The organism is Pseudomonas azotoformans (assembly GCF_001579805.1).
In the GTDB taxonomy this organism is placed as follows: Bacteria; Pseudomonadota; Gammaproteobacteria; order Pseudomonadales; family Pseudomonadaceae; genus Aquipseudomonas; species Aquipseudomonas azotoformans_A.
In genome coordinates, this window is sequence record NZ_CP014546.1 from 5,323,939 (window position 1) to 5,338,728 (window position 14,790).

Here is a 14,790-nt window from a genome sequence, read left to right on the forward strand (position 1 = left end):
ATTCGCGAGCAAGCCCGCTCCCACATTTGATCTTCATAAGTCTCAAATAAGGGACAAATCTGATAGCGCCAATCCAATATCTGAAATTTATTCATATATTTCAAAAGCTTAGCTAGTTGGCACATATCTCGCTATAGCCCCTTCCTACAGCAACACCCCACAAAAATAACAATCCGATGGAGACACACCATGAGTGTGATCATTGCCCTGGCAGCGCTCGCGTTGCTGATGCTGGCTGCCTACCGTGGCTATAGCGTTATCCTGTTTGCCCCCATTGCCGCCCTAGGCGCTGTGCTGCTCACTGACCCCTCCGCCGTCGCGCCTGCCTTTACCGGGGTGTTCATGGAGAAGATGGTCGGCTTTATCAAACTGTATTTCCCGGTGTTCCTGCTCGGCGCGGTGTTCGGCAAGCTGATCGAGCTGTCGGGCTTTTCGCGCTCCATCGTTGCCGCAGCGATCCGCTTGCTCGGCACGCGCCAGGCGATGCTGGTGATCGTCCTGGTCTGCGCCCTGCTCACCTATGGTGGCGTGTCGCTGTTTGTGGTGGTGTTTGCGGTGTACCCGTTCGCGGCGGAGATGTTCCGCCAGAGCAATATCCCCAAGCGCCTGATCCCGGCGACCATCGCCCTCGGCGCGTTCTCGTTCACCATGGACGCCCTGCCCGGCACGCCGCAGATCCAGAACATCATCCCCAGCACCTTCTTCAACACTACGGCCTGGGCCGCGCCATGGCTGGGCCTGATTGGCACGATCTTCGTGTTCTGCGCCGGCATGCTGTACCTGGCACGCCAGCGCAACAAGGCGCAACGGGCCGGTGAAGGCTACGGCACCGAGCTGCGCAACGAGCCGGAAACGGCCGACAACCTGGCGCTGCCCAACCCCTGGATCGCGCTTTCGCCGCTGATTCTGGTGGGCGTGATGAACCTGCTGTTCACCCATTGGATCCCGCAGTGGTACGGCAAGACCCACAGCCTCGCCCTGCCAGGGATGACCACGCCGGTGACCACCGAAATCGCCAAGCTCACCGCGATCTGGGCGGTGCAAGCGGCGTTGCTGGTGGGCATCGTCATGGTGTTGGTGTTTGGCTGGTCGGCCATCAAAAGCAAACTCGCCGAAGGCAGCAAAAGCGCGGTCAGCGGTGCGTTGCTGGCGGCGATGAACACCGCTTCCGAATACGGCTTTGGTGCCGTGATCGCCTCGCTGCCAGGCTTTCTGGTGTTGGCGGACTGGCTCAAGGGCATCCCTAACCCACTGGTCAACGAAGCGATCACCGTAACCCTGCTGGCCGGTATCACCGGCTCGGCGTCGGGTGGGATGAGCATCGCCCTGGCGGCCATGTCCGAGAGCTTTATTTCGGCGGCCCATGCGGCCAATATCCCCCTTGAAGTGCTGCACCGCGTCGCGGCCATGGCCAGCGGCGGCATGGACACCCTGCCCCACAACGGCGCGGTGATCACGCTGCTGGCGGTCACCGGCCTGACGCACCGCGAAGCCTACAAGGACATTTTCGGCATCACGATCATCAAGACCCTTGCGGTGTTCGTGGTGATCGGTACTTTCTACGCCACCGGCATTGTGTGAGGTTTTCATGACGACATTGAACGGCAAGACCGCCCTGGTCACCGGCTCCACCAGCGGCATCGGCCTGGGGATTGCACTGAGCCTGGCCAAGGCCGGCGCCAACCTGATCCTCAACGGCTTCGGCGACGCCAGCGCGGTGATCGCCCAGGTACAGGCGTTCGGCGGCAAGGTCGGCCATCACCCGGCGGACGTCAGCGACCCGGCGCAAATCGCCGACATGATCGCCTACGCCGAGCGTGAATTCGGCGGCGTGGATATCCTGGTGAACAATGCCGGCATCCAGCATGTGGCGGCGGTGGAAGACTTTCCGGCCGAGCGCTGGGACTCGATCATTGCAATCAACCTGTCGTCGGTGTTCCACAGCACGCGGTTGAGCTTGCCAGGCATGAAAGCCAAGGGCTGGGGGCGTATCGTCAATATCGCCTCGGTGCATGGCCAGGTCGGTTCGGTGGGCAAGGCCGCCTATGTGGCAGCCAAACACGGTGTGATTGGCTTGACCAAGGTCGTCGGCCTGGAAACCGCCACCAGCAACGTGACGTGCAACGCCATCTGCCCCGGCTGGGTGCTGACGCCGCTGGTGCAGAAGCAGATTGATGACCGTGCCGCCGCCGGCGTTGACCCGCAGCAGGCGCAGCATGATCTGCTGGCGGAGAAGCAGCCGTCCCTGGAGTTTGTCACGCCGCCGCAACTGGGCGAGCTGGTGCTGTTCTTGTGCAGCGAAGCCGGCAGCCAGGTGCGCGGCGCCGCGTGGAATATCGACGGCGGCTGGCTGGCACAATAACAAGAGGCCCACTATGTCCGAGATCCTCTGGCAACCCTCCCCGGAACGCATCGCCCACACGCGGATGGACCAGTTCCGGCGCTACATCAACCAGCGCTACAGCGTGCAACTGAGCGACTACCCGGCGCTGCATCAGTGGAGCATCGACCAGCGCGCGGATTTCTGGCGGGCGATCGTGGAATACTTCGACGTGCAATTTCGCAATCCGCCCACGGCGGTGCTGATCGAAGACGCCGAGATGCCCAGCGCCCAATGGTTTCCCGGCGCGACCCTGAACTTCGCCGAGCACCTGTTGCGCCGTCGCGACGATCACCCCGCTGTGGTCGCCCTCAGCGAAGACGGCCAGCGCGAGCAATTGACCTACGCCGAACTGGCGGCCCATGTCGCCGGCCTGCAAAACAGCCTGCGGGCCGCCGGTGTCGTGCAGGGTGACCGCGTCGCGGCCTGCATGCCCAACACCTGGCAAACCCTGGTGGGCATGCTTGCCACCACCAGCCTGGGCGCGATCTGGTCATGTTCGTCGCCGGACTTCGGCACCCAGGGCGTGATCGACCGGTTCGGCCAGATCGAACCCAAGGTGCTGATCACTTGCGCCGGTTATCGTTATGCCGGCAAAACCATCGACCAGACCGCCAAGCTCAATGAAATCCTCGAACGCCTGCCGTCCCTGGAGCAGTTGATCGTCGTGCCGTACGCGCGGCACCAGGCAAGGATCGAGGACTATCAAACCCACGCCCGCGTCGCGCTGTGGCAGGACTTCTACCAGCCCGGCGGCGCGCCTGAATTCGTCGCGGTGCCGTTCGACCATCCGCTGTACATCCTCTATTCCAGCGGCACCACCGGCGTGCCCAAGTGCATCATCCACGGCACCGGCGGCGTGCTGCTCACCCACCTCAAGGAACACGGCCTGCATGCCGACCTGTCCCGCGAGGACTGCCTGTTCTACTACACCACCTGCGGCTGGATGATGTGGAACTGGCTGGTTTCGGTCTTGGCGATCGGCGCCACGGCGGTACTGTATGACGGTTCGCCGTTTCATCCGGGGCCCGAGCGTTTGATCGACCTGATCGATGTCGAGAAGATCAGCGTGTTCGGCACCAGCCCCAAGTTTCTCGCCACCTTGGAAAAGGCCGGCTTGCAACCGCGCCTGAGCCACGACCTGAGCAGTCTCAAAGGCTTGATTTCGACCGGTTCGCCCCTGTCGCCGCAGAGCTACGACTACGTGTACCGCGAGATCAAGGGCGAGCTGTGCCTTTCCTCCATGTCTGGCGGCACCGATATCGTCTCCTGTTTTGTGATCGGCAATCCGGTGCTGCCGGTGCGTCGCGGCGAAATGCAGTGCAAGAGCCTGGCGATGGCCATTGAGGTGTGGGACGACCAGGGCCAGCCGTTGGTCGGCGAAAAAGGCGAACTGGTGTGCACCCGGCATTTCCCGGCCATGCCGATTGGCTTGTGGAATGACCCGGAGCGTAAAAAACTGCGCGCTTCGTATTTCAGCCAGTTTCCCGGCGTCTGGGCCCAAGGGGACTACGCCGAACAGCGCCCCAACGGCAGCCTGCTGATCCACGGGCGCTCCGACGCGGTGCTCAACCCCGGCGGCGTGCGGATCGGCACGGCCGAGATTTATCGCCAGGTGGAAAAAGTCCCACAGGTGCAGGAAAGCCTGGCCATCGGCCAACGCTGGCAGGACGACGTGCGCGTGGTGCTGTTCGTACGCCTCAACGAGGGTGTCGAGCTGGACGACGCGCTGGAGCAGCAGATCCGCCAGGTGATCCGCGCCAACACCACACCGCGCCATGTGCCGGCGAAGATCCTCGCTGTCACCGATATCCCCCGCACCATCAGCGGCAAGATCGTCGAATTGGCGGTGCGCAATGTGGTGCACGGTGAGCCGGTGAAGAACACCGACGCCCTGGCCAATCCGCAGGCGCTGGAGCAGTTTCGCGACCGGCCTGAACTGGCGAACGGATGAAAGGTTTCAGCGCTGACGCACTCATTTGAAGACAAACCCCGAATGCATGCTATTTTTCGGGGGTAGTCACCCATTCCCAAGTCACGGGATAATGGGTGTTGTCATCTTTCAAAGCGTTACGCTCAGGGCTTTTTCATGATTGGAACATCCACCGGTAGCGAAGCCGCTGCATTGATTGCGCGGCTGGACTGGGCGCAAAGCCCGCTCGGTGAGGCCACTGATTGGCCGCAAAGCCTGCGCACCGCCGTGGATATCGTTGTCCACTCGCCGATGCCGATGCTCCTGCTGTGGGGCAGCCAGCTCACGCAGCTTTACAACGACGGCTTCGCCCAACTCGCCGGCAACAAACACCCTGAAGCGATGGGCCAGCCGGCGCATCAGACCTGGCCGGAGCTGGAAAGCTTTACCGCGCCGATCTACGACGCCGTGCTCAGCGGCCAGGTGCGCACCTTCAGCGAGCAGCGGTTCGTGCTGCAACGCAACAATCGCGACACGGAAATCTGGCTGGACCTGACCTACAGCCCGATCCGCGATGAAAGCGCGCGCGTGGCCGGGATTCTGGTCACCGCCATCGAAACCAACGAACGCCGCAAGGCCCAACACAACACCGAACAACGCTTGCAGTTGGCCTTGGCCGCCACCGACGCGGTAGGCACCTGGGATTGGGACATCGGCGAAGACCGCTTCATCGCCGACGCGCACTTCGCCTACTTGCACGGCGTCGACCCCAGCGATGCGCGTTCGTTGCCGATCAGCGATTACCTGCATGGCGTGCACCCGGAAGACCGTGGCATGGTGGCGCGCAGCATCAAGCACTGCATCACCTTTGGCACCGAGTACGCCGAGGAGTATCGCTTGCTGCAAGCCGACGGCCAGGTACGCTGGGTGTTCGCCCGTGGCCGTTGCTACAAGGATCATCAAGGCCGCCCGGCACGTTTCCTCGGGGCCGCGCTGGACCTCACCGAGCGCAAGAACACCGAGCAGGCCTTGCGTCAGAGCCAGACCGAATTGCAACTGATCATCAACGCCATGCCGGTGTTGATCGGTTATGTCGACCATGCACAGCGCTTTCGCCTGAACAACAGCGCGTACCTGGAATGGTACGGCATGACGCCCCAGGAGCTGTACGGCAAGACCATCCGCGAAGTGCTCGGCGAGGAGGTGTACGCCGGGCGTGAAGACAAGATAGCCGCCGCGCTCAAGGGTAAGGCCTGCAGCTTCATGACCATCACTCCGCACCACGATGGCCGTCCGCGCCATGCGTTGATGAAGTACCTGCCGCGTTTCAGCAATGACGGTTCAGTCAATGGTTTCTACATCTTCGTGATCGACGAGACCGAACGCAAACTCACCGAAGAAGCCCTGCGCCACCTCAACGAAAACCTTGAAGAGCGGGTGGCTCAGCGCACCCAGGCCCTGGCCGAAGCCAATCAGCGCCTGCAAAACGAGATGTACGAGCGTGAGCGTGCCGAAGACGCGTTGCGCCATGCGCAAAAGATGGAAGCCGTGGGCCAGCTCACCGGTGGCATTGCCCATGACTTCAACAATATGCTCACCGGTATCATCGGCAGCCTGGACCTGATGCAGCGCTACATCGCCGCCGGGCGCAGTGACGAGATCGGCCGTTTTACCGATGCCGCCGTGTCCTCCGCCCATCGTGCGGCCGCTCTCACCCATCGGTTGCTGGCGTTCTCGCGCCGTCAGTCGCTGGACCGACGCCCGCTGGACCCCAACCAATTGGTCGCCTCCCTGGAAGACTTGTTCCGTCGCACCAAAGGCGCGCACATCGGGCTCAAGGTGCAACTGGGCCACGACATCTGGCCGGTGAACACCGACGCCAGCCAACTGGAAAACGCCCTGCTCAACCTGGTTATCAACGCGCGCGACGCCATGCCCGACGGCGGCGAACTGCTGATCGAAACCGCCAATAGCTACCTGGACGGAACCGACATCACCACCCTTGAACCGGTCAAGGCCGGCGACTACGTGATGCTCGGCGTGTGCGACAACGGCACCGGCATGGCGCCGAAAATCCTGGCCAAGGCGTTCGACCCGTTCTTCACCACCAAACCCATCGGCCAGGGCACTGGCCTGGGGCTGTCGATGATCTACGGGTTTGCCCAGCAGTCCGGTGGTCATGTGACCATTCATAGCGAGCCGGGCCAAGGCACGTGCGTACGTCTGTACCTGCCGCGCCTGTATGGCACGGCGCTGGAAAGCAGTTTACCTGCCAGCCTCGGTGAAGCACCGGTGGCCCTGGCCGGCGAAGCGGTGGTAGTGGTCGAAGACGACCCGGCAGTGCGCATGCTGGTGGTCAATGTGCTCGACGAACTGGGCTACACCGCGCACCAGGCGGCGGATGCGCGGGCGGCACTGCCGCTGCTGGAGTCGGACCTGCGCGTCGACTTGTTGGTCACCGATGTTGGCCTGCCGGGCATGAATGGCCGGCAATTGGCGGAGATTGCCCGCCAACACCGGCCTGGCTTGCGCGTCTTGTTCATGACCGGTTATGCCGAAAAAGCCGCCGAACGCCAGGGATTCCTGGAGGACGGCATGGACATGGTCGCCAAGCCGTTCTCCATCGACCTGCTGGCCACCAAAATCCGTAGCATGATCAGCGTCGACGCATGAGTTCAGGCATAATCGCGCGCCGTCGCACACCTGGTAGAGATCAATGAAAGCCCAAGCCCGTCACATCCTGGTGAAAACCAGCGAAGAAGCCGAACAACTCAAGCAGCGCATTGCCAAGGGCGAAGCCTTTGATGTGTTGGCCAAGAAGTACTCCACCTGCCCGTCCGGCAAGCGTGGCGGCGACTTGGGTGAAGTGCGGCCGGGGCAGATGGTGGGGGCGATTGATGCGGTGATCTTCAAGAAGCCGGTGAAGGTGGTTCACGGGCCGATCAAGAGCAAGTTCGGGTATCACTTGGTGCAGGTGTTTTACCGCGACTGATAAACCGGTGCCAAACCTACCTTTTGTGGTGAGCAGGCTTGCCCTGCGCAAGCCCGCTCACCACAAGGGTTCGGTCTACACTTCGGGGATGAGTGCGCCAGGCACTTGGATGACCCGGCTTGCCAACCGATGTCCCGCTAACGCGGCTTGCTCAGGCGAACAACCTTTAAGCCGACTGGCCAAATACGCCGCACTGAACGAATCCCCCGCCGCTGTCGTGTCCACCACCTTTTCCACCTTCAGCGCCGGCACCGCAAAGTGCTCGCCGTTGCAACGGATCAGACATTCATCCGCCCCACGCTTGAGCACCACTTCTTCAATCCCAGGATACGCCGCGAACACCTGCTCGCTGTCGGCATAACCAAACAACGCACGCTCGTCGTCCTCGGTCAGCAAGGCGATATCCACCTCGACCAACACACGGTGATACGCCGTGCGCGCCGCGTCCACACTGGCCCACAGACGCGGCCGATAGTTGTTGTCGAACACCACCTTGCCCCCTCGCCGACGGGTCTCGACCAGGGTTTGCAGCAAACGCTTACGGCCGATATCACCCAACACCGCCAGGGTGATGCCGCTGAAATACACCACGTCGTAGTCCGGCAAAGCGGCCAGGATCGGCTCGGCGGCGGGCGTGGTGAAACAGTCACGCACGGCCGCTTCGTTGCGCCAGTAGAGGAATTTGCGTTCGCCATTGGCGTCGGTCTGGATGCAGTACAAACCCGGCAGGCGTCCGGGCAGGCGCTGGACCCTTTCCAGGCCCAGGCCTTCCTGCGCCCATTGCTGGCACATGGCATCGCTGAAGCTGTCATCGCCCAGGGCGGTGACGTAATCAACGTTGCCCGTTTCGCCCAGCTCGCGGCGCAGGTACACCGCCGCATTTAAAGTGTCGCCGCCGAAGCTCTGGTGCAGGCTGCCATCGGCGCGGTGTTGCAGTTCGATCATGCATTCGCCGATGAGGGCGATGCGTGGGGACAAGCGGGTCATGGCTTTACACTCAGAATCGGGTTTCCAGGGATTCGATCACCTGCAACTGCTCATCCACCAGGCAACCCACCTGCCACTTGTCGAACGTCAGGCAAGGATGGGAAGTACCGAACGAAATGATGTCGCCAATACGCAACTCAACCCCCGGCGCCACGGTCATGAACGCATGCTGGTCCATCACCGCGGTGACTTTGCACGTGCCCACGTCATCACCTTCTGCCGGCAAAATACCGGCCTTGTAGCGTTTGAGCGGCACCGGCAAACCGGCGTCGTAGGCCACGTCACGTTTGCCCAGGGCGATCACCGCAAAGCCCGGTTCGGGCAACGATTGCACATGGGCCCAGACTTCCAGGGCCGGGCGCAGGCCTTCGCTGAGGTCGCTGCGACGGTCGAGCACGCAGCATTGCGCCTCTTTGTAGATGCCATGGTCATGAGCTACGTAGCTGCCAGGGCGCAATACGCTGAGGAAGCGGCCAGCAGCGTTCTGCTCTTCGAAAGACTCGGCAATCAGGTCATACCAGGCTGAACCCGATGCCGTGACGATGGGCTTGGGCAGGTCGAAAGAACCGTTGTTCTGCAGGTCTACCGCCAGCCGCACCAGGCTGGCGGCGAAATCGCGAATGCCGCTGATGGCGTGTTCGCCATGAATAACCCCTTCGTAGCCTTCGATACCGGTGAGGGCCAGGGCCGGTTGGGCCTTGATCGCCTTCGCCAGGTCACGCACTTCCTGCTCGCTGCGGCAGCCGCAACGACCGCCGACCACACCGTATTCGATCATCACGTTCAGGCGCAGGCCACGGGCGGCGAAGAACAGGCCCAGGTCGGCGACGTTGTCCGGGTGATCGACCATGCAGTGGAAGTCGAAGTCCTTGTCGGCCAACAGGTCAGCGATCAACGCCATGTTCGGCGCGCCTACCAGTTGGTTGGCCATCAGCACGCGACGCACGCCACCGGCATAGGCGGCACGGGTCTGCACGGCATTGGCCAGGGTGATGCCCCAGGCGCCCGCCTCGATCTGGCGCTGAAACAGTGCCGGCATCATGCTGGTCTTGCCATGGGGCGCCAGCTGCGCGCCGCTGTTGCTGACGAAGTCCTGCATCCAGCGGATGTTGTGTGCCAGAGCGTCACGGTGCAGCACCAGGGCAGGCAGGCTGACGTCACGGACCAGGTGGGCCCCAACGGCGGCGGCGCCCTTTTCAACGGCATTGATGGCAGACATGGAAAACTCCTATTCGTTGATACGCCGGGCCAGGTTGTTGGCGCTGTCGATCAACACCCGGCGATAGTCGTTGTAGTTTTTTGTGGCATCGGCGCGTGGGGCGACGATGCACAGCGTCGCGATGCTGATACCTTGCGCGTCCCGTACCGGGGCGGCAAAGCAATGGGTAAAGGTGTCGGCCACGCTGTCGAAGGAAAAGAAGCCATCGAGGGTGGCCTGACGGATTTGCGCCAGGAAGGTCTCCAGCGGCAGGCGCTGGCCGTCCGGCAGGATGAAGTCATCGTGATCGATCAGGTCGATGATCTGCTGGTCGCTCAAGTGCCCCAGCAACAGGCGTCCGGAAGCGGTCCACGGAATGGGAGCGTTTTCGCCGATGTCCGAAGAAATACGGAAATGCCGCTCGCCCTCACGCATCAGCGCCACCGTGTATTTGCGCCCGTTGAGCAGGCACATCTGCGCGGTTTCGTGGGTCTGGCTGACGATCTCCTGCAGGGCGTGATCGGCCTCGCGGGTCAGGTCGAAATGACGCAGGTGCGCCTGGCCGAGAAAATACAGCTGGCGGCCGAGGTAGACGTGACCATCCTTGCCCACCGTTTCCAGGATGCGCCGCTCAAGCAGCGACGCCACCAGTTCATAGACGGTGGACTTGGGGCTGCCGATGCCGCTGGCAATATCATTCGGGCGCAGGGGCTGGCCGATTTCCTTGAGAAAATCGAGGATATCGAATGCACGGTCCAGGCCTTTGGCGCGGCGTTTGATGGTGTCTTCGGTCATGGCAGTTGTCGGTCCGGTCAGAAGGTTGCTATCAACACATATCCCCTGTGGGAGCGGGCTTTAGATCCAGGCATTTAGCCTTTTTTCTTGTACGCCACGCAATCGATCTCCACCTTGCAATCGACCATCATATTGGCCTGCACGCAGGCCCGCGCCGGGGCGTGTTCCGGGGTGAAGTACTCACCGAAGACCTTGTTGAAACTCCAGAAGTCCCGCGGGTCTTCCAGCCACACGCCGACGCGCACGACATCCTTCAATTCGTAGCCGGCTTCTTCGAGGATCGCCACCACGTTGCGCATGGTCTGGCGGGTCTGTTCGATGATGCCCCCAGTGATGATTTCGCCGTCCACCGCAGGCACTTGGCCTGAGACGTACAACCAACCATCGGCTTCCACCGCACGGGCGAAAGGACGGGGCTGACCACCGCCGGCTGTGCTACCGGCACCGTAACGAGTAATGCTCATAAAAAAGGCTCCTGATTAAAAACGAATGTTCTTGAGAAATTCCGCCAGGCGCGGCGATTGCGGGCGTTCGAAGATGTCCTTCGAGGTGCCCTGCTCTTCAATGCGGCCCTGGTTCATGAAAACGATCTTGTCCGAGACTTCGTAGGCAAAACGCATTTCGTGGGTGACCAGCAACATGGTCATGCCCTCTTCCGCCAGGCCCTTGATCACGCTGAGCACTTCGCCCACCAACTCCGGGTCGAGGGCCGAGGTGACTTCGTCGAACAGCATCAGGCTGGGGTTCATGGCAATGGCGCGGGCAATCGCCACACGCTGTTGCTGACCGCCGGACAGCTGACCGGGGAAGTGATTGCGACGTTCCAGAAGGCCGACGCGGTCCAGCCATTTTTCCGCCAGTGCGACGGCTTCGTCCTTGCCCATCTTCTTGACCTTGAGCAGGCCAAGGGTGACGTTCTGCAAGGCCGTCAGATGCGGAAACAGGTTGAATTGCTGGAACGCCATGCCGGTCATCGCACGGTGCTGGGCAATCACCCGTTCGGGATGGCGCACGCGCTTGCCGGCGATTTCGCTGTAGCCGATGGACTCGCCATCCAGGGTGATCTGCCCGCCCTGGAACTCTTCCAGCAGGTTCACGCAGCGCAACAGCGTGGTTTTGCCCGAGCCGCTGGAGCCGATCAAGGTCACCACGTTACCGCGCTGCATGGACAGGTCGACGCCCTTGAGTACTTCCACTTGGCCGTATTGCTTACGCAGGCCGCGAATGTTCAGCAGCGGTTGGTTGGTTTGAGATTGATTCATGGCAAGGCCACCCGCTTTTCAATGTAGCGCCCGAATAACTCGATGGCGTAGTTGATGACAAAGAACATAAAGCCTGCGAACAGGTAGAACTCCAGGGTCATGAAGGTGCGCGCGATCACTTGCTGGGTACTGAGCAGCAACTCGGCCACGCCGATCACCGACAGCAAGGTCGAGGCCTTGACGATTTCCGTGGAGGAGTTGACCCAGGTCGGCAAAATCTGGCGCAGCGCCTGGGGCAGCAGCACGTAGCCCAGGGACTGGTAGAACGTCAGGCCGATCGCCTTGCCCGCTTCCAGTTGCCCACGGGGAATGGCTTGCAGCGCGCCGCGCACAATCTCGGAGACGTGGGAGCCACAGAACAGCGTCAACCCGACCGCACCGGCCTGGAACGCGGTGATCTGCCAACCGAGCGCCGGCAGCATGTAGAAACACGCGAGCACCAGCACAAACACCGGCGTACCACGGATCAGGTCGACATACAGCCGGAATGGCGCACGCATCCAGAACTTGCCGTAGGTCAGGATCAACCCCGCGACAATGCCGATCAGGGTACCAAAGATAATTGCCAACGCAGACACATAAACGCTGGCTTGAAAGCCCGCCCAGAGGGTGTCCCGGGCGATCCACAACTCATGCAGCCAGCTGGGGGATTCGTACATGGAAACCTCGCTTAACGACGGATCGCCAGACGCTGTTCCAGGTAACGGAGCAGCATGGCAATAAGGTAACAGGCAGCTACGTAGAGCGCGGTCGTGACCAGCCAGGTTTCAATCACCCGGTAGCTTTCGACGTTGATCTTGCGGGCGTAGTAGGTCAGCTCCGGCACCGCGATGGCGGCCGCGAGCGAGGTATCCTTGAACAGCGAAATGAAGTTGTTCGACAGCGCGGGCAGTACGTTGCGCAGCATCACCGGTACGGTGATATAGGCGCGGATACGCCACTCACCCAGGCCGATGGCCAGCCCGGCTTCGCGCAAGCCCTTGGGAATATTCAACAGCCCGGCGCGGAACACTTCGGTCAAGTAAGCGCCGGCGTACAGCGACAAGGTGATGATGAACGACGGGATTTTGTCCAGACGGATCCCGAGGCTGGGCAACGCAAAGTAGATCAACAGGATCAACACAAGGATCGGCGTATTGCGCACCACCGTCACGTACACCGAGGCAAAGACCCGCAACGCCCGGTGCTTGGACAGCATGGCAAAGGCCATCATCAGGCCGATCACACAGCCGATGGCGATCGACAGCAGCGCCAGCTCAAGGCCCAGGCCGAGCCCCGCCAGCAAGCTGGGGAAGTCGCGCCACACGGCGGCAAAGTTCAACTGATAGTTCATGGTCAGCAGTACCTGATTGGGGCGCCGTCAGCGACGCCCCAGGGTTTCGATTTACTTGAACTCAACCGGGAAGCCGATCGCAGGTTCCGGCAGGTCGACACCGAACCATTGCTTGAACGAGGCCTTGTAGGTCGGGAACTCGACACCGGTCATGGCTTCATGCAGCGCAGTGTTGACGAAGTTCAGCCAGTCCTGGTCGCCACGCTTGACGGCGCACGCGTAGGTCTGCGGGCTCCAGGCGTACGTCGGGCTGCGGTAGCGGCCTGGGTTCTGCACCATCAGGTACTTGACCGAGGACTGGTCGGTGGCGGCAGCATCGGCGCGACCGGAGTTCACGGCCTGGTACATCAGGTCGACGCTGTCGTACTGGTCGACCTTGGCCTTGGGCAGCGCCTGGTGCACCAGTTCTTCGGCGTATACGTTTTGCAGCACAGCTACGGTGACGCTGTCGCCGGCGGCCTGCAGGTCTTCAATCTCTTTGTACTTGCTGTTGTTCGGCAGCAGCAGGCCCACGCCTTCGCGGTAGTACGGCAGGGTGAAAGCCACCTGCTGGGCACGGCTGGCAGTGACGGTAATGAACTGGCAACTCATGTCGACCTTATTGGTCAGCAGGTTGGGAATCCGTGCGTCAGACGACTGCACCACGAACTCGACTTTGCTCGGGTCATTGAACAAACCCTTGGCCACGATGCGGCCGATGTCGATATCAAACCCCTGCAACTTGCCATCCGCTCCCTGGAAGTGCCACGGCGCATTGGTACTGCCTGTACCCACGATGAGGTGCCCACGTTTGAGCACATCATCGAGCTTGCTGTCCGCCGCCTGCACGATGCTGGCGAGGGAAGCCGATGCGGCGAAGAGAAAAACACACGCTTTAAACACGGAAGGTCGGTGATGCATGACAAGCACTCCAGGAGTTGTGTATTCCGCTATACCGGAACCTAGTATGTAACAACGGAATAGACAGCAGAAAGTGTGCCACACGCGGTAACAGAAAAAAACGACATGGATAAATCTGTTTTAAATCAACCAGATAAAAGATGAAGTGGAGTAAGGCGTTGAGCCAGCACCTGAAATCACTTTGCTACCCAAGGCCCCATACAGCGGTGACAGCCCCACTTGCGTGCGCCACAAAGGCGTTACCGCGCACCGTTGCAGTGCGCTTGGCGCGTGGAAAAATCCCCACGCTGGGCTAGCCTTGGCACATTCATTTCGACAAGGACTCCGCCCTGATGAAGTTGCGCCTCACCCTGGTTTTGCTCTCCTTTGTGGTGGCTGGCAGCGCATTGGCCAGTAACGACCGCCGCGAGTGCAAGGAAGAACTACGCAAGCTCAACGCAGCCCTGAGCACCAATTACACCAGCCAGAATCATCATGGCTATCGCCAGGCAAAGGCTTCGAGGGACAACCTTGAATACAAGAAATGCGCAAGCCAGGCGCGCAAGGCACGGGAACGCCTGGAGCGCGATAGCGACCTGTGAAGGTTGACAGTAGACGGTGATGATCCCTCGACTTAGCGTTGGCAGACACCAGCGCTATCTAAAGAGGGATCACCATGGGGACTGCTACCTGGAAAATTGCCGATGCGAAGGACTTTCAACGAATCCTCAATACACCACGCCCCGTGTTCATCCTGTTTGTTTCAGAACACTGCCCCGCCTGTGGAGAGTCCGCCCCCTTGTTCGAACAGGCCGCCTGGAAGCACCCATGGATAGTGAGCCTGGTAGTGGATTGCGCGAGCACACCCCGGCACCCCGACGTCACGGGCACTCCAACGCTACTAATCTATTGGAACGGCGTATTGGAGGAAAAACTCAAGGGCTTCGGCCCACGGGAGAACCAGGCGCAAGTGGTTGAGGCTACGTTCAAGCGCTACAACCGCATCCACCGCCCCACCACATCCGCGCTTGCACACCCTTGACCACGGTCTA

The 14,790-nt window shown here is 61.2% G+C and carries 15 protein-coding genes; 7 read left to right on the forward strand and 8 right to left on the reverse strand.

Features of this window, described 5'->3' with window-relative positions:
- Window positions 1-189: 189 nt before the first annotated feature.
- The 5 genes from AYR47_RS24310 (at window position 190) to AYR47_RS24330 (ending at window position 7,284) form a co-directional block, all read left to right on the forward strand.
- Window positions 190-1,581: a GntP family permease gene (locus AYR47_RS24310; RefSeq protein ID WP_033902346.1), complete on the forward strand. Its 1,392-nt coding sequence runs from the start codon at window positions 190-192 to the stop codon at window positions 1,579-1,581.
- 7 nt (window positions 1,582-1,588) lie between these two features.
- Complete coding sequence (locus AYR47_RS24315) at window positions 1,589-2,362, forward strand: 3-hydroxybutyrate dehydrogenase (RefSeq protein ID WP_033902345.1); 774 nt, start codon at window positions 1,589-1,591, stop codon at window positions 2,360-2,362.
- 13 nt (window positions 2,363-2,375) lie between these two features.
- Window positions 2,376-4,334 (forward strand): acetoacetate--CoA ligase, encoded by a 1,959-nt coding sequence (locus AYR47_RS24320; RefSeq protein WP_061448798.1) that lies wholly within the window; start codon window positions 2,376-2,378, stop codon window positions 4,332-4,334.
- Between the two features lie 135 nt (window positions 4,335-4,469).
- The gene (locus AYR47_RS24325; RefSeq protein ID WP_033902343.1) at window positions 4,470-6,965 is read left to right on the forward strand and encodes a PAS domain-containing hybrid sensor histidine kinase/response regulator; all 2,496 of its coding nucleotides are present in this window, start codon (window positions 4,470-4,472) and stop codon (window positions 6,963-6,965) included.
- A 43-nt stretch (window positions 6,966-7,008) separates the two neighbouring features.
- Window positions 7,009-7,284: a peptidylprolyl isomerase gene (locus AYR47_RS24330; RefSeq protein ID WP_003174397.1), complete on the forward strand. Its 276-nt coding sequence runs from the start codon at window positions 7,009-7,011 to the stop codon at window positions 7,282-7,284.
- Between the two features lie 75 nt (window positions 7,285-7,359).
- Here the strand turns inward: AYR47_RS24330 and AYR47_RS24335 are convergent, their stop codons facing one another.
- From AYR47_RS24335 to AYR47_RS24370, 8 genes are all read right to left on the reverse strand, one after another.
- Window positions 7,360-8,271 (reverse strand): sugar kinase, encoded by a 912-nt coding sequence (locus tag AYR47_RS24335; protein WP_061448799.1) that lies wholly within the window; start codon window positions 8,269-8,271, stop codon window positions 7,360-7,362.
- Window positions 8,272-8,281: 10 nt separating this feature from the next.
- Window positions 8,282-9,490 carry an amino acid deaminase gene (locus AYR47_RS24340; protein WP_061448800.1) on the reverse strand — a complete coding sequence of 403 codons (1,209 nt, stop codon included), beginning with the start codon at window positions 9,488-9,490 and terminating at the stop codon, window positions 8,282-8,284.
- A gap of 9 nt (window positions 9,491-9,499) precedes the next feature.
- A complete protein-coding gene (locus AYR47_RS24345; RefSeq protein WP_016976583.1) occupies window positions 9,500-10,264 on the reverse strand; it encodes an IclR family transcriptional regulator in 765 nt (254 codons plus the stop codon).
- Between the two features lie 74 nt (window positions 10,265-10,338).
- Window positions 10,339-10,728, reverse strand: coding sequence for a RidA family protein (locus AYR47_RS24350; RefSeq protein ID WP_010210958.1), 390 nt, complete (start codon window positions 10,726-10,728; stop codon window positions 10,339-10,341).
- Between the two features lie 15 nt (window positions 10,729-10,743).
- On the reverse strand, window positions 10,744-11,526 hold the full coding sequence (locus tag AYR47_RS24355) for an amino acid ABC transporter ATP-binding protein (protein ID WP_033902339.1): 783 nt from the start codon (window positions 11,524-11,526) through the stop codon (window positions 10,744-10,746).
- Window positions 11,523-12,185 (reverse strand): amino acid ABC transporter permease, encoded by a 663-nt coding sequence (locus AYR47_RS24360; protein ID WP_016976586.1) that lies wholly within the window; start codon window positions 12,183-12,185, stop codon window positions 11,523-11,525. The genes AYR47_RS24355 and AYR47_RS24360 overlap by 4 nt, the downstream gene beginning before the upstream one ends.
- An 11-nt stretch (window positions 12,186-12,196) precedes the next feature.
- Complete coding sequence (locus AYR47_RS24365) at window positions 12,197-12,859, reverse strand: amino acid ABC transporter permease (protein ID WP_010210962.1); 663 nt, start codon at window positions 12,857-12,859, stop codon at window positions 12,197-12,199.
- Window positions 12,860-12,910: 51 nt separating this feature from the next.
- Window positions 12,911-13,759, reverse strand: a complete 849-nt coding sequence (locus tag AYR47_RS24370; RefSeq protein ID WP_033902337.1) for a transporter substrate-binding domain-containing protein — start codon at window positions 13,757-13,759, stop codon at window positions 12,911-12,913.
- A 332-nt stretch (window positions 13,760-14,091) separates the two neighbouring features.
- Between AYR47_RS24370 and AYR47_RS24375 the strand changes: the two genes are divergently transcribed.
- Entirely contained in the window at window positions 14,092-14,340 is a 249-nt protein-coding gene (locus tag AYR47_RS24375; RefSeq protein ID WP_061448801.1) for a hypothetical protein, read from the forward strand.
- A 74-nt stretch (window positions 14,341-14,414) separates the two neighbouring features.
- Window positions 14,415-14,780, forward strand: coding sequence for a thioredoxin family protein (locus AYR47_RS24380; protein ID WP_061448802.1), 366 nt, complete (start codon window positions 14,415-14,417; stop codon window positions 14,778-14,780).
- Window positions 14,781-14,790 lie beyond the last annotated feature (10 nt).

Bases quoted from the DNA above. Each gene is read 5' to 3' on its own strand.
- AYR47_RS24310 (WP_033902346.1), top strand. From the start codon at position 190: ATGAGTGTGATCATTGCCCTGGCAGCGCTCGCGTTGCTGATGCTGGCT.
- AYR47_RS24315 (WP_033902345.1), top strand. From the start codon at position 1,589: ATGACGACATTGAACGGCAAGACCGCCCTGGTCACCGGCTCCACCAGC.
- AYR47_RS24320 (WP_061448798.1), top strand. From the start codon at position 2,376: ATGTCCGAGATCCTCTGGCAACCCTCCCCGGAACGCATCGCCCACACG.
- AYR47_RS24325 (WP_033902343.1), top strand. From the start codon at position 4,470: ATGATTGGAACATCCACCGGTAGCGAAGCCGCTGCATTGATTGCGCGG.
- AYR47_RS24330 (WP_003174397.1), top strand. From the start codon at position 7,009: ATGAAAGCCCAAGCCCGTCACATCCTGGTGAAAACCAGCGAAGAAGCC.
- AYR47_RS24335 (WP_061448799.1), bottom strand. From the start codon at position 8,271: ATGACCCGCTTGTCCCCACGCATCGCCCTCATCGGCGAATGCATGATC.
- AYR47_RS24340 (WP_061448800.1), bottom strand. From the start codon at position 9,490: ATGTCTGCCATCAATGCCGTTGAAAAGGGCGCCGCCGCCGTTGGGGCC.
- AYR47_RS24345 (WP_016976583.1), bottom strand. From the start codon at position 10,264: ATGACCGAAGACACCATCAAACGCCGCGCCAAAGGCCTGGACCGTGCA.
- AYR47_RS24350 (WP_010210958.1), bottom strand. From the start codon at position 10,728: ATGAGCATTACTCGTTACGGTGCCGGTAGCACAGCCGGCGGTGGTCAG.
- AYR47_RS24355 (WP_033902339.1), bottom strand. From the start codon at position 11,526: ATGAATCAATCTCAAACCAACCAACCGCTGCTGAACATTCGCGGCCTG.
- AYR47_RS24360 (WP_016976586.1), bottom strand. From the start codon at position 12,185: ATGTACGAATCCCCCAGCTGGCTGCATGAGTTGTGGATCGCCCGGGAC.
- AYR47_RS24365 (WP_010210962.1), bottom strand. From the start codon at position 12,859: ATGAACTATCAGTTGAACTTTGCCGCCGTGTGGCGCGACTTCCCCAGC.
- AYR47_RS24370 (WP_033902337.1), bottom strand. From the start codon at position 13,759: ATGCATCACCGACCTTCCGTGTTTAAAGCGTGTGTTTTTCTCTTCGCC.
- AYR47_RS24375 (WP_061448801.1), top strand. From the start codon at position 14,092: ATGAAGTTGCGCCTCACCCTGGTTTTGCTCTCCTTTGTGGTGGCTGGC.
- AYR47_RS24380 (WP_061448802.1), top strand. From the start codon at position 14,415: ATGGGGACTGCTACCTGGAAAATTGCCGATGCGAAGGACTTTCAACGA.